Here is a 16,201-nt window from a genome sequence, read left to right as displayed (position 1 = left end):
TCTTCCGCCAGATTGAGCAAGCCTGCCTTGTGTTTGATGATAGGATTGTTAGTATGGATCATGAGAGTTACCTTTTGTTTTGATTTAAGATTCGACACCTTTATCAAAACGGGTAACTCTCTCTTTTTCAAGAAGAAATGTCAGATCAGGTCTAAACTTCTACACCTTACGTGTTTTATAACGCGTCCGACTTCAGGCATCCGCCATCAGACGCTCTACCACTGACTAAACATTGAACCTAAAGTGAACCACATCGCCATCTTTAACGATGTACTCTTTGCCTTCCAAACGCCATTTGCCCGCGTCTTTGGCGCCTTGTTCGCCGCCTAATTCGATAAAGTCGTCGTAGCCGACGACCTCGGCGCGGATAAACCCTTTCTCGAAGTCGGTGTGAATTTTACCGGCTGCTTGTGGGGCGGTGGCGCCCACGGGTATGGTCCAGGCGCGTACTTCTTTAACGCCCGCAGTAAAGTAGGTGTGCAGCCCCAGCAAATCATAGCCGCCGCGAATAACGCGGTTAAGGCCCGGCTCGTCCATGCCCAGCGCTTCCAGAAATTCGGCCTTTTCTTCGTCGTCCAGTTCGCTGATTTCGGCTTCAATTTTATTGCAAATAGGCACCACGACCGCGTTCTCTTCGGCGGCGATCTTTTTAACGGTGTCTAAGTGTGGGTTGTCTTCAAAACCGTCTTCGGCCACGTTAGCAATGTACATGGTAGGCTTTAAGGTCATTAAGCTCAGTTCGCGCAGTTGTGCGCGTTCGTCGTCGCTTAAGTCAAACGAGCGCAGCGGCTTGGCTTCATCCAGGTGCGGCTGTACCTTTTCCAGTAGCGCCTTCATAGCGATCGCGTGTTTGTCCTGGCCTTTGGCGGCTTTGGCAAAGCGCTGAATGGCTTTTTCGACGGTCTCTAAGTCGGCCAGTGCCAGCTCGGTATTGATAACGTCAATATCCGAAGCTGGGTTGATCTTGCCGTCTACGTGAATCACGTTTTCGTCTTCAAAGCAGCGCACAACGTGGGCGATGGCGTCGGTTTCGCGAATGTTAGCGAGGAATTTGTTGCCCAGGCCCTCGCCCTTGGAGGCACCGGCGACCAGACCTGCAATGTCCACAAACTCCATGGTGGTAGCGATGACTTTTTCTGGCTTGACGATAGCCGCGATTTTATCCTGACGTGGGTCGGGCACGGCAACCACACCAGCATTGGGCTCGATGGTGCAAAACGGGAAGTTTTCGGCACCAATACCCGATTTGGTCAGCGCGTTAAACAGAGTGGATTTACCCACATTGGGAAGACCGACAATACCGCAATTAAAGCCCATGAAACTGTCTCTTGATTTGAGGGTTTAGCAATGCGCTGGATTATACATGATTAGGGCGGGACAATGGTTTACGGGGAGCGGAAAACGGCTGACGAGAGGTGAAAATTATCGATACCCGCTCGTCTAGACCCCGGTCATCGCCTTTGCCACAACAGCGTGCGCTTCACTCTCGAGGCGAAATTCTGCGTCTCACGGGCTAGCCGGAACAGCTTGTGGTTGGATAGGTTATCGAGCATGTCCTGTAGGCGGTGGTTGTCGCGGTACAGGCGCTGCAGGTGTTGGTCGCGCCGCGCTAACAGTACTTGAATGTGTTGATAGTCTTCATCACTGAGCGCCTGACCAGGTTGGATATGCCTAGGCAGGGGGCGCTCTACGTAGATGGTAGAGTGGTTGCCTTTGTACTCGTGGGCAGGGCGGGTTTTGCTGTAAAAGTACAGGGCAATGGATTTACGCGAGTGTTCATCGCTGTCACCCTCGGGCAAGTTGATGCGTTCAAAGCCATGCCACGAGTGGTCATGGGTGGCAAAAATAACGCAGCGATTAAACAGTGGCGCCACTTTGGTAATTTCGTTTATTTCAGGTGATTTACGCGGGTCTTGATGAAATTCGATCAGGCCGCCCCATTCGTCCTGCCACTCTTTGTTGAGGTAGACAATTAAATTCAGGCGGCGATGGTAATTGGTGACCGGGTGGCGATTAAAGTCGACGTGCGGGTCCAAATCTTGCCCGTGGCAGTTTTCGTGTGTGCCGCCACCGTAGTAATCGGGGTCGTAGATTAAATCGGGTATGCCTGTGGCCTGACTGATCCAATCCAAAAAAGCGTCAGAGCGAATCATTTCATCCAGTTTCTGATACTGATTGCCAATATTGCACAGCTCCGTATGCACCGCCTTGCGGCCAATAGTGCCATTTTCATTGCGAGCTTTGTCATCATCAAATATGGGAAACTCATCCAGCAAAGACTGACAAAAGTCAGGTTCGAAAAAGTGGTCAATAACTAAATGGGAGAAAGGCTCGGCCGATTCAAAAGATTTTGAGAGTTCAGCGGTGGCCTCCAATGTGGAGGGGTTGAGGTAGTCCTTGAGGGCGTTAGCCATTGGCTTCTCCGTTGTATGCCAGTTTAAACAATCCCCGAAGTATAAAGAGTGGTGGTAGCTGGGGGAAGGGGGCGCTGTATGGCAAGCGGTAGTTGGGGGACGTCAATTGCTTCCCGGCAGTGGCAGCCAATCTTGCCTTGTATGGTTACACTTCTGTAAATCGACTTTATTTGGTGTGCAGCTCATGCATCGCCTTGTTCCACTGGCCGGCTACCGCGTCGGGTAGGGCGCTAATGGCGCGGTCGATAGACTCATCGATGAGTTGTTGCTCGTTTTGCGGGGCGCGTTTGAGCACGTGGCCGGTAACCTGAGCCGCCGAACCCGGATGGCCAATGCCAATGCGGATGCGGGCAAAGTCTTTGCAGTTGCCGAGTGCGCTAACGGTGTCACGCAGACCGTTATGGCCGCCGTGACCGCCGCCAATTTTTAAGCGGGCAACGCCAGGGGCGAGGTCGAGCTCATCGTGCGCGACTAAAATAGCTTGTGGGGCGATTTTATAAAACTGCGCTAGCGCGGCAATTGCTTTGCCACTGCGGTTCATAAAGGTGTTGGGGATTAACAGGTGAAGATTGCGGCCGCCAAGAGTAATGCGGGCGGTGTCACCATAGAACTTTTTTTCCGGGGAGAGGCTGGTGCCTGACTGGCGAGCCAGTTCAGACACCAGGTCGGCACCAGCGTTATGGCGGGTCCGGTGATAATCGGGGCCGGGGTTACCCAAGCCTACAATCAGTTCAACCGGTGTATCCATAACTCAGTGCCTTATGCTGCAAGCGTCAACTTACTCGCTGTCAGCTTCGCCTTCTTCAGCGGCATCTTCTGCGTCGTCGGCAGAGGCACCTTTAGGCTTGTTGATAGCAACAACCGGCAGGTCGTGATCTTCGCCGTGTGACAGAGCAACCGAGGTAACACCTTTTGGCAATTTAATGTCGGAGATGTGTACCACTTGGCCCAGCTCAACGTCAGCCAGGTCAACTTCGATAAACTCGGGCAGGTTGGCAGGCAGACAGCTGATTTCCAACTGAACCATGTTGTGCACGATGTTGCCACCCTGCATTTTAACGCCTTTGCTGGTGTCTTCGTTCAAGAAGTGCAGCGGTACGCTGGTGTTCAGTTTCTTGGTTTTAGAAACGCGCATAAAGTCAGCGTGAATCAGCTGGGCTTTAGCTGGGTGGCGTTGCAAATCTTTCAGGATGACGTCTTCGGCTTTGCCGTCGACAACCAGGCTGATGATGTGCGAGTAAAACGCTTCGCTTTCCAGGTGTTTGGTCAGCTCTTTGTGGCTAACGGTGATGTTAACGGGCTTTTTGTTGCTGCCGTAAACAATACCGGGAACCAGACCAGCCAAACGACGCAGGCGGCGGCTCGCACCTTTCCCTAAGTCGTTACGACTTTCTGCATTCAAAATAAAATCTTCACTCATGAGAGTTTCCTTTAAGGTAAAACCACGAAGGTCCGCGACCAGAACGTTTCGTGGGTTAATGTATGCCGCTGGTGCGGCCGTTGTCTGGGCGCTGTGTTCCTAGCGGAACATAGCACTCAGAGATTCTTCGTTGCTAAGGCGGCGCACCGCCTCGGCCAGCATACGCGATAAGGTTAGAGTGCGTACTTTGCCGCACTTCTGAATCGCTTCGCTAAGCGGGATAGAGTCGGTAACTACCAGCTCATCCAGCTCTGAGTTGTCTAAGTTTTCGGCGGCTTTGCCGGACAGCACCGGGTGGGTCGCGTAAGCGATAACCCGGGTGGCGCCTTGCTTTTTAAGCGCTTTGGCGGCGTTGCACAAAGTGCCTGCAGTATCGACCATGTCGTCTACCAGCAGGCAGGTTCGGCCTTCAATATCACCGATAATGTTCATGACTTCGGCCACATTGGCGCTGGGGCGGCGTTTATCGATGATCGCCAGATCTACACCCAGTTGTTTGGCTACCGCGCGAGCGCGAACCACACCGCCAATATCCGGCGATACCACCACCAGATCTTTAAACTGTTGTTTTTCGATGTCCTCGAGCAGTACCGGCGAGCCGTATACGTTATCGACCGGAACATCAAAAAAGCCCTGTATCTGCTCGGCGTGCAGATCGACGGTAAGCAGTCGATCAATGCCGGCGCCAACCATCATGTCGGCCACAACTTTGGCGGTAATGGGCACCCGGGCCGAGCGCACACGGCGATCCTGACGGGCGTAACCAAAGTAGGGCACCACGGCTGTGATGCGGCCAGCCGAGGCGCGACGCAGGGCGTCGACCATTACAATCAGCTCAATCAGGTTGTCGTTGGTGGGCGCACACGTTGGCTGCACCACAAACACATCCCGGCCGCGAACATTGACGTTTAGCTCGACGGCGACTTCGCCATCGCTGAACTGGGAGACTGATACGTCACCAAGGCCCATGCCTAAATGATCGACTATTTTCTGTGCCAGATCGGGGTTGGCATTGCCGGTAAAGACCATCAAGTCTGTCACGTCAGGTACCTTTGTTGTCAGCTGTTCGGGTTGTTTGCTCTTTTTGCAAAAGGGCAATACAAAAACACCGCGCTAGGCGCAGTGTGGCGATGATAACCCGGCGGTCTGCCAGAGCGAGGTAGGTAATAAGACGTGCCTAAAAGCTCAAGCGGCAGAGTGACGTGCCAAGGGTACCGCGTCGCTTTGGAAAATGGCTGGGGCGGAAGGATTCGAACCTTCGCATGACGGGATCAAAACCCGCTGCCTTACCGCTTGGCTACGCCCCAGTAGCAACTTAATCAGGAATCAGGTTGTAGTATGGCGCCTTGTTGATTCCGCGACCGATAAATCCGGTCATGTTCGCTGGCCGTTGAGCAAATACTTGCTCGGCCTCAGCGGCTGAATCAAAGGCGGCAAATACGCACGCTCCTGTTCCGGTCATTCTCGCATGGTTTGAAAAATTCTTCAACCAAATCAGTGCTTTATCTACTTCTTTATAAAGCTTTCTAACCAGAGGTTGGCAGTCGTTTCGAGTGCCCCTCTGCGAGAAGGCCGCTACTTTAATGGGGCGTGTGTCTCTTGTCAAATCTTTGTGACAAAAAATTTCTCGGGTGCTCACGTGGCAACCAGGGCTGATCACTAAATACCATTTTTCGGGCAGTTCGAGCGGGGTAAGCTGCTCACCGATGCCTTCGGCCCAAGCGCTAACACCGTTGACAAACACGGGGACGTCGGCGCCGAGATTGCGGCCAATGGCCATTAAGCGCTCGCGCGAGCACCCGGCTTGCCATAAATGGTTTAGGCCAATCAGGGCCGTGGCCGCGTTAGAGCTGCCGCCGCCGATGCCGCCTCCCATGGGTAGGTGTTTGGTCAGCGTTATATCTGCGCCGCGAAGTGTGCGGCCTTGAGCCTGCATGTTGGCCTGCAGCGCACGGGCGGCGCGATAAACTAAATTGTCGACGTGCGCCACGCCTTCAAGCGCAGGGCTGATGGTGATGTCGCCGTCCGTACGCGGGCTAAAGCTTAACGTGTCGCCGGTATCTAAAAGTTGAAACAGGGTTTGCAGCTGGTGGTAGCCGTCGCTGCGGCGCCCGGTAATGTGCAAAAATAAATTTAGCTTAGCCGGCGAGGTAAGAGTTAAAGCAGTGGCTTGCGTCATGAGCGTTAGTGTTTATTAGGGAGTGTTGCGGGTAACGTGCCAGTCGTACACCGCGATCACTAAGCGGATGCGCTGCTCGTTGTCCAGCTCGCGGGTGGCGATGACTTTGCCGGGTAAAAATACGTCGGCTACCGACTGATAATTGAGGTAGCTTAATTGCCAGCCCGCCTGAGATAGGGTTTTCAGCAAGCCGTTGTCGTTGCGTTTTAGATCGTCGACGGGCTGCTTGGTGGCGGGTAAGCCCAGTAGCCAGTCGGCCAGTAAGCCAACCGGCAAGTCCCATCCGGTTTGCTGATATAACAGTGCCTCAGCGCTCTCGGCACGTAGCGGCTCGCTGTCGGGTTGGGTAAGCACCACTCCCTCAGGCGTGCCTTTAAGCTCTACCCGCCCTTGGCCCAAGGGGCCCGATAAACTAATGTCAAAACTGCTGGGCGAGTGGCGCCAGTCGAGCCGCGCCGAGCCGTTTTGTTCGGGCGAGCGCAGCCCCGCTTTGGCCTGTAAGTGCCACTGCGAGATAGCGCGCAGGCGCTCCTCGTGGGCTTGAGTGTCGACTGGCCCCTCGGGTGGCGCGCCGGTATTGCTGGGCACATTGGCACAACGGGTTAGCAGCAGTACTGCCAGCAGGGCGATCAGCGTTTGAGTTTTTCGCATAAACGGTTAAATCGGTGTGTCGGCGCTGATTTTTAAGCGCTGTAGGGTGCGCAGTATGTAGCCACTTTGCGGTTCTATCTCAAGCCCGCTGCGCCACACGTTTAGCGCCGCCTCACGCTGGCCCGACACCCACAACACCTCTCCAAGATGCGCGGCAATCTCATCATCTGGATAAAGCTCCATGGCTTGCTCCAAATACTTTTGCGCTTGCGCTAGGTTCCCCAGGCGATATTGCACCCAGCCCATACTGTCGATGGTGGCTGGGTCGTTGGGTTGTTGCTCCAAAGCGCGCTTAATAAACTCGTAAGCTTCGCTATAGCGCTCGGTGCGATCTGCCAGAATATAGCCTAAGGCGTTAAGTGCGGCCGGGTTGTTGGGGTCGTATTGCAAAATAGCGCGCAAGTCCGCCTCGGCTTGGGCGATGTCGTCCGCGCGCTCGTGCAGCATGCTGCGGGCGTAAAGTAAGTTGCTGTTGTTGGGGGTCTCTAGCAAGGCTTCATTTAGCGCCCTTAGGGCCGCGTCGTCTTCACCGGCCTCCAGCAAGCTTTGGCTGTACATCAGTGCCAGTCGCTCGTGCTGTTCGGGTAGCTGTTCGCGCAGCTGCTGGTAAAGCTCGTCGGTATCTTGCAGGTTGCCCTGTTGTAGTTGAATCGCTAAAGCGCGAGCAATGGCGTGGGCAAATTCATCGCCTTGTTGCACGCTTAGGTAATGTTCGATGGCTTGTTCGGGCTGCTCGTTTTGTTCGGCAATTTTACCCAGATAAAAATGTGCGTCATCGGTGTGCTCATTAATATCCAGTAGGCTCTGATAGCTCTCCTTGGCCGTCTCAAGGTCGCCGCGCTCTTCGGCGACGAGCGCCAGTGCCATCAGCAGCTCGGCGTCGCGGGGGCTGCCATTAGCTAGGATTTGAAACTGCTCTTGCGCCTCATCTAAGCGCTCAAACGTTAGCAAACGGGCGTACTGCAGGCGCAGGCGGCGGTTGCCTGGAGCCATATCCAACTGTTCTTTAATTAGCTTGAGGGCGGCGGCGTTATCGCCGCGCTGGTGCAGCAAGCCGCTGGTAAGGATAAGCCCCGGCGTGTTGCTGGGCTCGATCTCGCGGGCGCGCTCGGCCAGCACTAAGGCGCCGTCTAAGTCGCCCTGTTGCTGGTGTAATAGGCCAGTACTAATCAGCAGCGCTACATTGTCGGGCTGCTCGGCCAGCATTTGTTCGTAGTTTTCCAGTAGTCGCTCGCGTTGGGTGTCGGTGGCGTTACTGGCATTGGCGGCGATGCTTTGCAGCAGCGCGTCATTATCGCGGGTTTTGGTGTTGCGGGTTCGCTCCAGAGCCTCGAGCAGGTGGCCGGCGTCAATTTGCGCCAAAATGGCGGCGGCTTGCGCGTCCTGCGAGTCGGGCGAGGCTTCTGCCCACAGCGTGGCCGAGGTGACAATAGCGTCGTCCGCGTCCATATAGCGGGCAATCATGTAAGCGCGCTCGGCCACCTGCGGGTCGCCGGTTTGCTCGGCCTGCTGTAAATAGTTGGCCAGCGCCACATCCAGCCGGCCACGGCTTCCGGCCAGCTCGGCGCTGAGCAAGGCGTACAGGGTATCGCTGGTAAATGGCCGCGCAGGCAGAGGCTCGGGCTCTTTAGCGGCAACCGGCTCGGGCTCTGGGGTGTCGATCTGCTGCGGTTGCTGGGCGCAGCCAATCAGGCCGCTCAGCAAGGTGGCGTAGATCGTTAATTGTACGGCTTTCATGTTGGCTTCCTAAAACGTAAAACAGGGTCAAACCGGTGCTTTTACGGMCCCGTTGGCACTGGCGCGGGGCGCTGTAGCGCGTAAATGACGGGGCGCTGGCAGTCCGTGATAAAATGCCACTTGTCAGCGGCCTTTGCTAGCTGGACAATGACGCCCTTTGAATCCTGTATCGGTAATGACCCAGACTGCATGACATTATTGGCTTTTGGCATCAATCATACAACCGCCCCCGTGCATATTCGCGAGCGAGTCGCGTTTGCGCCGGATGCGGCTGTAGCGGCCTTAATGGCATTGCAAACTGAGGCCGGTGCCGATGAAGCGGTGATTTTGTCTACCTGCAACCGCACTGAGTTGTATTTACACAGCCAGCGCGCTCCCGATTTGCTGCTGGATTGGTTGGTGGCGCACTCCAGTGTGGCGAAAGAAGATCTGGCCGAGTGCCACTATTTATACTCGGGCGATCAGGCGTTGCGGCATATGATGAAAGTCGCCGGTGGGCTGGACTCCCTGGTACTGGGCGAGCCGCAAATTTTAGGGCAAATGAAATCGGCCTACGCCACCTCAGAAGAGGCCGGCGCCCTGGGGGCGCATTTGCGCCGTGCATTTCAGCAGGCGTTTGCGGTAGCCAAACAAGTGCGCACGCAAACCGCTATTGGCCAAAATCCAGTGTCGGTGGCCTATACCGCGGTTAGCTTAGCGCAGCGGATTTTCTCGGATTTAAAACAAGATACCGCGTTGCTGATAGGCGCCGGTGAAACCATTGATTTGGTGGCGCAGCATTTAAACGAGCAGGGCATTAAGCGCATTATTGTGGCCAACCGCACATTGGGGCGGGCGCAAAAGCTAGCCGAGCGTTTTGGTGGCGAAGCGGTATTACTGTCCGATATCCCCGATTGTTTGCCCCGTGCCGACATTGTTATTTCATCGACGGCCAGCCAGTTACCGTTGTTGGGTAAAGGCGCGGTGGAGGCGGCGTTAAAAAAGCGCAAACACAAGCCTATGTTTATGCTCGATATTGCGGTGCCCCGCGATATCGAAGAGCAGGTGGGTGAGCTGGACGATGTGTATTTGTACACGGTAGATGACCTGCACGTTGTTATTGAAGAGAACAAGAAAACACGTGCCGAGGCCGCCGACCACGCGCTGGATATTATCGAGCAAGGCGTTACCGCGTTTGCCCGCGAGCTGCGTGCGATGGACGCGGTGGATACCATCAAAGCGTACCGTTCTAAAGCTGATGAGTTGCGTGAACAAGAGTTAGAAAAAGCTCTTAAATTATTACAAGGCGGCACCGCACCCGATAAAGCCTTGGCGCAACTGGCGCGCAACCTGACCAACAAACTATTGCACGCGCCGACTACCGCACTGCGCGAGGCAAGTGCCAATGGCGAATACGAAACCGTGCGCATCTCGCACAGGTTATTCGCCATCACCGAAGATGATATTGAGCAACAATCGGGGTTGGTGAATCCGTCTGAAAATACGGCAAGCAACCCCCACAACGCGAATGAAAGCGAGACATAATGAAAGCCTCTATTTTAGAAAAGCTGGATCGATTAAGTGAACGCAACGAAGAGGTTAGCGCATTGCTTTCCGATGCCGATGTTATCTCCGATCAGAATAAATTTCGTGACTTGTCTAAGGAGTACGCCGAGCTCGAGCCGCTGATTGCCTCCTACGGTCGGTATCGCACCGTGCTGGAGGACTTGGCCGAAGCGCAGTCTATGTTGGATGAAGGTGATCCGGAGATGCGCGAGATGGCGCGTGAAGAAATAGACTCCGCGGGTGAGACAAAAGCCGAGCTTGAAGCCGAGCTGCAGATGTTGCTGCTGCCGAAAGATCCGAACGACGATAAAAACGTATTTCTCGAGATTCGCGCCGGTACTGGTGGCGATGAAGCGGCAATTTTTTCGGGCGATTTATTTCGTATGTACTCGCGCTATTGCGAACAGCGCGGCTGGCGTATTGAGGTGCTGAGCGAAAATCTTGGCGAGCACGGCGGTTACAAAGAATTAATTACTCGGGTCAGCGGCACCAATGTGTACGCCAGCTTGAAGTTTGAGTCGGGCGCCCACCGCGTACAGCGCGTGCCCGAGACAGAATCCCAGGGGCGCATTCACACCTCGGCCTGCACCGTTGCCGTTATGCCTGAAGCCGACGAGCTGGACGAAGTCGCAATCAACAAAAGCGATATTAAAGTGGACACCTTTCGCGCTTCTGGTGCCGGGGGGCAGCACGTTAACAAAACCGATTCGGCGATACGTATTACCCATATCCCCAGCGGTGTCGTGGTGGAATGTCAGGACGAGCGCTCGCAACATAAAAACCGCGCCCGCGCTATGTCGCTGTTGGCCGCAAGGCTTAAAAATTCGCAAGAAGAAAGCGCGGCGGCGTCTATCGCCGAAGAGCGTAAATCTCTGGTGGGTAGCGGCGATCGCTCCGAGCGCATTCGCACGTATAACTACCCTCAGGGGCGCGTCACGGATCACCGCATCAACCTCACCTTGTACAAATTGGACGAGGTAATGCAAGGCGCGCTGGATGAAGTGATTCAGCCATTGGTGCACGAGTATCAGGCCGATCAGTTAGCCGCGCTATCGGAGTAAACCAATGACTGTACAAGAGGCCCTGCGCTGGGCGCAGGCGCAACTTGTTGCCAGCGACAGTGCCCGGCTCGATGCCGAGGTACTGCTGGCCTTTAGCCTGCAAAAAACGCGGGTGTATTTGTACACCTGGCCCGAGGCCGAACTGCGCGCCGGGGCACAAACGCAATTTGAAGGGCTTATTCAGGCTCGCGCAAACGGCGAGCCCATCGCCTATTTAACGGGCACCCAAGAGTTTTGGTCGCTGCCGTTAATGACCAACTGCCACACGTTAATTCCCCGCGCCGATACCGAGTTGCTCGTAGAGCAGGCGCTTGAGCACGCTACGGCAAACACTCAGCGCGTGTTGGATTTAGGGACGGGCACCGGCGCCATTGCCTTGGCCTTGGCGCACGAGCGCCCCGCGTGGCAGGTTACCGGGGTGGACCGCGTGGCCGAGGCGGTGGCTTTGGCGATACGCAATGCCGAGGCGCTAAATATGGGTAATACGCACTTTTTGCAAAGTGACTGGTTTGCGGCGCTGGGCGACGAGGTGTTTGATTTGATCGTGAGTAACCCACCCTATATCGATGCGGCCGACGGCCATTTAAGCGAGGGCGATGTGCGCTTTGAACCGCGCTCGGCGCTGGTCGCCGATAATGCGGGCCTGGCGGATATCGAACGCATTACCAAAACCGCGAGCGAACACTTAACCCCGGGCGGGTTTTTGTTGTTTGAGCACGGCTGGCAGCAGGGCGCCGCGGTGCGTGAATGTTTGTCCGCCACCGGGTTTAGCGCGGTGGCCACCCACCAAGACCTGGCCGGCCGCGACCGGGTGACCCTGGGGCAAATGCCATGAGCGACATGACCGACGATCAGCTGCTGCGCTACTCGCGCCAAATTATGTTGCCCGAGGTAGACGTCGAGGGCCAAAGTCGATTGTTGGATTCCCGCGTGGTGATCATCGGCCTAGGCGGTTTAGGGGCGCCTGTGGCTATGTACTTAGCGGCGGCCGGCGTGGGTAGTTTGGTGTTGGTTGATGATGACATTGTTGAGCTATCTAACTTACAGCGGCAAATTATTCACGCCACCGATGATATTGGCCTAAGTAAAGTGGCCAGCGCGGCGGCGAGTATTAAAGGGTTAAACCCCGGCGTTAATGTCGAGACTCACAACGCGCGCTTAACCCAGCAAAACCTTGTTGCACTGCTAGAGAGAGCGGATGCCGTACTCGATTGCAGCGATAATTTTACGACGCGTTTCGCCTTAAATGCCGCTGCCGTTGCCCGGCAAATACCGCTGATATCGGGTGCGGCGATCCGGCTCGAGGGGCAAGTGGCGGTGTTTGATGCACGCGACCCACACAGCCCGTGCTACCGCTGCCTGTACGATGAGCAAAGCGACGAGAACTTAACCTGCTCCGAAAGTGGCGTATTGGCCCCATTGGTGGGGGTTATTGGCTCTGTGCAAGCGCTAGAAGCCATAAAGCTACTGGCGGGAATTGGCGATGGTTTAACTGGCCGGTTGCAATTGTACGATGCACGCAAAAGCGTGTGGCGAGAGATGCGCTTACCGCGCGACCCGGATTGCCCGGTGTGCGCTAAGCGCCCGCGATAACGCAGGCGCTTGATTCAACCGCTTTAGTTAGGCCGTGGCGGCGCTAAAGTAGGCTTCGATTAACGCTTTATGCTGCTCGGCGCGCAAGCGCGGGCCGTACTGGGTAACCACTTTGGTGGCTGCTAAGTTGGCAAACTCGCCCGCGCGCTGCATAGGCTCCCCCTGGGTCAACGCATACAAAAACGCCCCCGCGTACATATCGCCGGCGCCGTTGGTGTCGATGGCTTTGGCCTGCTCGGTGGGGATGTTCAGTAGGTTTTTACCATCAAACACCAGCGAGCCCTCGGCGCCCATGGTAATGGCAAAAGTTTTGGCGATGGGTTTAAGCGCCGCGATGGCTGCCTCGATGGTGTCTGTGCCGGTATAGCCAAGTGCCTCGTCGCGGTTACAAAACAGTAAATCTACCCCGTCGCCGATCATTTCGGCCAAGCCTTCACCAAAAAACTTTACCATGGCCGGGTCTGACAGACTCAGGGCGGTGCGGGTGTTGTTGGCCTCAGCCAGCTCGCGCAATTTAATGGCGGCGGCGCGGCCGGTGTCAGAGCTGACCAAGTAGCCCTCGATGTAAGCCCACTGGGAGGCGGCAATGGCCGCTTCGTCCAGCTCGGCTACCGATACTGTGGCGCTAATGCCCAAAAAGGTGTTCATGGTGCGCTCGGCATCGGGAGTAATCATCACCAGGCACTTGCCGGTGATACCCTCGTGGCCACCCAACGTGGCGGGGTAGGCAACGTCGGCGTCGCGGATATCGTTAAGGTAAAATTCGCCGTTCTCGTCGCCTGCGACTTTGCACGAGTAAAAGTTGCGGCAGCCAAAATACCCAGCGGCAATAATCGTGTTGGCGCCCGAGCCACCGCTGGCGCGCTGCGAGGCGATGGCGTTGTCTTGCAGGTAACCGATCAGCTCGGCCTGGCGGGCTTCGTCCACCAGGGTCATTACGCCTTTGTCGACGCCCATACGGGTTAAATCGTCGTCGCTGACGGTAATTTCGGTGTCTACCAGCGCGGCGCCGATGCCATAAATATGGTATTGATCAGTCATGAAGAGCCTTTTAATCAGGGTTAAATATTGGGGTTGAGGGTACGAAATGTCCGCAGTCGTCGAACAGATCACGCGCCGACGTTGTATTTGGCCGCACATTATGCAAAATAAGCGCGCTCTAATCAAAGTGCGAGTAATCCGCTCGCCACCAAGAAAGACATATCTATGACCAAACGCCGTACCCCCGCCCCCCGCCGTAAATCCCGCAAAAAAGCGAGTGCTAAACAGCGCCATGGCTGGGCGCTGCTAAAACTGTGGTTTTGGTATGCCGTGGGCTTTGCCGTGATTGCCGCAGGCTTGTGGGTCGTGTATTTGGACTTTGTGGTAAGGGCCAAGTTTGACGGTAAAAAGTGGTCGCTGCCGGCGCGGGTTTACGCCCGCCCGTTAGAGTTGTACGAGGGCATGGCTCTTACGCCCACACTGCTTGAGAGCGAGTTGAATGCCCTGGGGTATCGCTTTGTGAGTCGCGTATCGGCGCCGGGGCAGGTGAGCAAGCATGCCAGTGGCGGCCAAGTGGGTTACGACATTTACAGCCGTGGCTTTGAGTTTTGGGACGGCCGCGATAAAGCCCGCCGCTTTGGTTTAACGGTAAGTCGCGGGCAGGTATCGCGCCTGATGGGTAATGACGAACCCTTGGCTCTTATGCGCCTCGAGCCCGAGCAAATCGGTGGCATTTACCCCACCGCGCAAGAAGACCGCCTACTGGTGCAATTATCGGATCTCCCGCCATTGTTGGGCGAAACCCTGCTGGCGGTGGAGGATAAAAACTTCCTCGACCATCACGGCGTATCGCCGGTGGCCATCGCCCGCGCCGCGTGGGTGAACCTGCGCTCGGGCAATGTGGTGCAGGGCGGCAGCACCTTAACTCAGCAGCTGGTTAAAAACTTTTACCTAACCCACGAGCGCTCGTTAACCCGCAAGGCCCAAGAGGCGGTTATGTCGATATTGCTGGAGCTGCACTACAGCAAATCGGAGATTCTCGAGACCTACGTTAACGAGGTGTTTTTAGGTCAGAGCGGGGCGCGGGCCATTCACGGTTTTGCCCTGGCTTCCCAGTATTACTTTCGCCAACCCGTGTCCGAGCTGGATACACCTAAGGTGGCGTTGCTGGTAGGTATGGTCAAAGGCGCCTCGTACTACAACCCGTGGCGCAACCCCGAGCGGGCCAAAAAGCGCCGCGACCTGGTGTTAACGGTGATGCACCGCGAGGGCCTGATCGACGACACCGAGCTTAAAAGTGCCCAAGCCGCCTCACTGGGGGTGGTCGAGCCCGGCAGTAACGCTCAAACCACGTACCCTGCGTTTGTGCAGCTGGTCAAGCGTCAGCTGGCAGAAGAGTACCAAGAGGAAGATTTGAAAAGCGAAGGCCTGCGTATCTTTACCACGCTCTCGCCCATGGTTCAGCGCCAGGCCGAGAAGGCCGTAGCACAGCGTTTAAAAGGGCTGGAGACGCAGCATAAAACCCAGGATCTGCAGGCCGGCATGCTGGTGACCTCTGTGGGCGCCGGCGAGGTGTTGGCGCTGGTGGGCGATAAAAACCCCCGTTATGCCGGGTTTAACCGCGCGCTGGATGCCCATCGCCCGATTGGCTCGTTGATGAAGCCATTTGTGTATTTAACCGCACTGGAGCAGCCCACCCAATATAATTTGGGTACCACCATTTCGGATGAGCCCGTCACCGTTACCAGTGAAGATGGCCAGTTGTGGCAGCCGCAAAATGCCAGCCGGCGCAGCCATGGCGAGGTGCCTTTAATCGAGGCACTGGTGCACTCGTACAACCAGGCTTCAGCGCGGCTCGGCATGCAGCTGGGGTTGGGGCAAGTGGCCGATACCTTAGAGCGCGCCGGCTTTGACGGTTATATCCCGCCGGTGCCGGCCATGACGCTGGGCTCGGTCGAGATGTCTCCCTACGAGGTGGCCGGCGTCTACCACACGCTGGCCGCCGAGGGCAGTTACACGCCGCTGCGTGCCATTCGCGACGTGCTCACCGCCACCGGCGAGCCGCTAAAACGCTACCCGCTGCGTATCGAGCAGCGCTTTAGGCCCGAGAGTGCGTTTGAGCTGCAATATGCCTTGCAGGCAGTATTGCGCGAGGGCACCGGGCGTCGGGTATACAATTTGTTTCCCGCCGATTTACCGCTGGCGGGTAAAACCGGCACCACCAACGATCAGCGCGATAGCTGGTTTGCCGGTTTTAGCGGTGAGCATTTAGCGGTAGTCTGGGTCGGTCGCGATGACAATTCGGCCACGCCCCTGACCGGTAGTGGCGGGGCGCTGCAAGTGTGGGCCGATTTAATGACAGAGTTACCCACCCGGGGCGTTAACTTAACGCCGCCCGATGGTGTGAGCTTTGACTGGATCGATCACGCCAGCGGCGCGCTGAGTGCCGAGGGCTGTGAGGGCGCCATTTGGCTGCCGCTAGAGACGGATTTTGCCCCGAGCCGCGCCGTGGACTGTCGGCTAGAGAAAACCAAGCGCGACAGCAGCTGGTGGCACCGTTTTTGGAATTAATTTAATTGGCTTCGGTCTTGGCGCCGCCAGGCTGGGGCCACATACGCTA

The 16,201-nt window shown here is 56.2% G+C and carries 14 protein-coding genes and 1 tRNA gene; 5 read left to right on the top strand and 10 right to left on the bottom strand.

The window, feature by feature from the left end; all coding sequences use genetic code 11:
• Positions 1-225: 225 nt before the first annotated feature.
• The 9 genes from ychF to SD69_RS13725 all read right to left on the bottom strand — a co-directional run bounded on the left by ychF (position 226) and on the right by SD69_RS13725 (position 8,401).
• Positions 226-1,317: a redox-regulated ATPase YchF gene (gene ychF / locus SD69_RS13765; RefSeq protein WP_041523670.1), complete on the bottom strand. Its 1,092-nt coding sequence runs from the start codon at positions 1,315-1,317 to the stop codon at positions 226-228.
• A gap of 134 nt (positions 1,318-1,451) precedes the next feature.
• Entirely contained in the window at positions 1,452-2,414 is a 963-nt protein-coding gene (locus SD69_RS13760) for a 2OG-Fe(II) oxygenase (protein WP_052481166.1), read from the bottom strand.
• 166 nt (positions 2,415-2,580) lie between these two features.
• On the bottom strand, positions 2,581-3,162 hold the full coding sequence (gene pth / locus SD69_RS13755; RefSeq protein WP_041523669.1) for an aminoacyl-tRNA hydrolase: 582 nt from the start codon (positions 3,160-3,162) through the stop codon (positions 2,581-2,583).
• 30 nt (positions 3,163-3,192) lie between these two features.
• On the bottom strand, positions 3,193-3,834 hold the full coding sequence (locus tag SD69_RS13750; protein ID WP_041523668.1) for a 50S ribosomal protein L25/general stress protein Ctc: 642 nt from the start codon (positions 3,832-3,834) through the stop codon (positions 3,193-3,195).
• A 99-nt stretch (positions 3,835-3,933) separates the two neighbouring features.
• Entirely contained in the window at positions 3,934-4,863 is a 930-nt protein-coding gene (locus SD69_RS13745; RefSeq protein WP_041523667.1) for a ribose-phosphate pyrophosphokinase, read from the bottom strand.
• A 203-nt stretch (positions 4,864-5,066) separates the two neighbouring features.
• Positions 5,067-5,141 (bottom strand) — tRNA-Gln (locus tag SD69_RS13740).
• 8 nt (positions 5,142-5,149) lie between these two features.
• Positions 5,150-6,013 (bottom strand): 4-(cytidine 5'-diphospho)-2-C-methyl-D-erythritol kinase, encoded by an 864-nt coding sequence (gene ispE, locus SD69_RS13735; protein ID WP_041523666.1) that lies wholly within the window; start codon positions 6,011-6,013, stop codon positions 5,150-5,152.
• A 15-nt stretch (positions 6,014-6,028) separates the two neighbouring features.
• Positions 6,029-6,664 carry a lipoprotein insertase outer membrane protein LolB gene (gene lolB / locus SD69_RS13730; protein ID WP_052481165.1) on the bottom strand — a complete coding sequence of 212 codons (636 nt, stop codon included), beginning with the start codon at positions 6,662-6,664 and terminating at the stop codon, positions 6,029-6,031.
• A 6-nt stretch (positions 6,665-6,670) separates the two neighbouring features.
• Positions 6,671-8,401, bottom strand: coding sequence for a tetratricopeptide repeat protein (locus tag SD69_RS13725; protein ID WP_041523665.1), 1,731 nt, complete (start codon positions 8,399-8,401; stop codon positions 6,671-6,673).
• A gap of 189 nt (positions 8,402-8,590) precedes the next feature.
• Here SD69_RS13725 and hemA point away from each other — a divergent pair, with 189 nt between their 5' ends.
• From hemA to SD69_RS13705, 4 genes are read left to right on the top strand one after another with little or no spacing between them, the layout of a single operon-like run.
• Positions 8,591-9,925 (top strand): glutamyl-tRNA reductase, encoded by a 1,335-nt coding sequence (hemA, locus tag SD69_RS13720; protein ID WP_041524834.1) that lies wholly within the window; start codon positions 8,591-8,593, stop codon positions 9,923-9,925.
• On the top strand, positions 9,925-11,007 hold the full coding sequence (gene prfA / locus SD69_RS13715; protein WP_041523664.1) for a peptide chain release factor 1: 1,083 nt from the start codon (positions 9,925-9,927) through the stop codon (positions 11,005-11,007). Before hemA ends, prfA begins: the two co-directional genes overlap by 1 nt.
• Before the next feature lie 4 nt (positions 11,008-11,011).
• Entirely contained in the window at positions 11,012-11,842 is an 831-nt protein-coding gene (gene prmC / locus SD69_RS13710) for a peptide chain release factor N(5)-glutamine methyltransferase (protein ID WP_041523663.1), read from the top strand.
• Positions 11,843-11,847: 5 nt separating this feature from the next.
• Positions 11,848-12,600, top strand: coding sequence for a HesA/MoeB/ThiF family protein (locus SD69_RS13705; protein WP_041524833.1), 753 nt, complete (start codon positions 11,848-11,850; stop codon positions 12,598-12,600).
• A 27-nt stretch (positions 12,601-12,627) separates the two neighbouring features.
• Here SD69_RS13705 and SD69_RS13700 read toward each other — a convergent pair whose 3' ends face one another.
• Positions 12,628-13,641, bottom strand: coding sequence for an adenosine kinase (locus SD69_RS13700; protein WP_041523662.1), 1,014 nt, complete (start codon positions 13,639-13,641; stop codon positions 12,628-12,630).
• 165 nt (positions 13,642-13,806) lie between these two features.
• Here SD69_RS13700 and mrcB point away from each other — a divergent pair, with 165 nt between their 5' ends.
• Entirely contained in the window at positions 13,807-16,152 is a 2,346-nt protein-coding gene (gene mrcB / locus SD69_RS13695) for a penicillin-binding protein 1B (protein ID WP_041523661.1), read from the top strand.
• The last annotated feature ends 49 nt before the right edge of the window (positions 16,153-16,201 follow it).

Source organism: Gilvimarinus agarilyticus (assembly GCF_000832015.1).
Classification (GTDB): Bacteria; Pseudomonadota; Gammaproteobacteria; order Pseudomonadales; family Cellvibrionaceae; genus Gilvimarinus; species Gilvimarinus agarilyticus.
This window is presented reverse-complemented; position numbering and strand designations above follow the sequence as displayed.

What these genes read in the sequence shown, in the direction of transcription:
- ispE (WP_041523666.1), bottom strand. Translation starts at nt 6,013, where the DNA reads ATGACGCAAGCCACTGCTTTAACTCTTACCTCGCCGGCTAAGCTAAAT.
- pth (WP_041523669.1), bottom strand. Translation starts at nt 3,162, where the DNA reads ATGGATACACCGGTTGAACTGATTGTAGGCTTGGGTAACCCCGGCCCC.
- SD69_RS13705 (WP_041524833.1), top strand. Translation starts at nt 11,848, where the DNA reads ATGACCGACGATCAGCTGCTGCGCTACTCGCGCCAAATTATGTTGCCC.
- SD69_RS13750 (WP_041523668.1), bottom strand. Translation starts at nt 3,834, where the DNA reads ATGAGTGAAGATTTTATTTTGAATGCAGAAAGTCGTAACGACTTAGGG.
- SD69_RS13700 (WP_041523662.1), bottom strand. Translation starts at nt 13,641, where the DNA reads ATGACTGATCAATACCATATTTATGGCATCGGCGCCGCGCTGGTAGAC.
- SD69_RS13745 (WP_041523667.1), bottom strand. Translation starts at nt 4,863, where the DNA reads ATGGTCTTTACCGGCAATGCCAACCCCGATCTGGCACAGAAAATAGTC.
- mrcB (WP_041523661.1), top strand. Translation starts at nt 13,807, where the DNA reads ATGACCAAACGCCGTACCCCCGCCCCCCGCCGTAAATCCCGCAAAAAA.
- SD69_RS13725 (WP_041523665.1), bottom strand. Translation starts at nt 8,401, where the DNA reads ATGAAAGCCGTACAATTAACGATCTACGCCACCTTGCTGAGCGGCCTG.
- ychF (WP_041523670.1), bottom strand. Translation starts at nt 1,317, where the DNA reads ATGGGCTTTAATTGCGGTATTGTCGGTCTTCCCAATGTGGGTAAATCC.
- hemA (WP_041524834.1), top strand. Translation starts at nt 8,591, where the DNA reads ATGACATTATTGGCTTTTGGCATCAATCATACAACCGCCCCCGTGCAT.
- prmC (WP_041523663.1), top strand. Translation starts at nt 11,012, where the DNA reads ATGACTGTACAAGAGGCCCTGCGCTGGGCGCAGGCGCAACTTGTTGCC.
- lolB (WP_052481165.1), bottom strand. Translation starts at nt 6,664, where the DNA reads ATGCGAAAAACTCAAACGCTGATCGCCCTGCTGGCAGTACTGCTGCTA.
- prfA (WP_041523664.1), top strand. Translation starts at nt 9,925, where the DNA reads ATGAAAGCCTCTATTTTAGAAAAGCTGGATCGATTAAGTGAACGCAAC.
- SD69_RS13760 (WP_052481166.1), bottom strand. Translation starts at nt 2,414, where the DNA reads ATGGCTAACGCCCTCAAGGACTACCTCAACCCCTCCACATTGGAGGCC.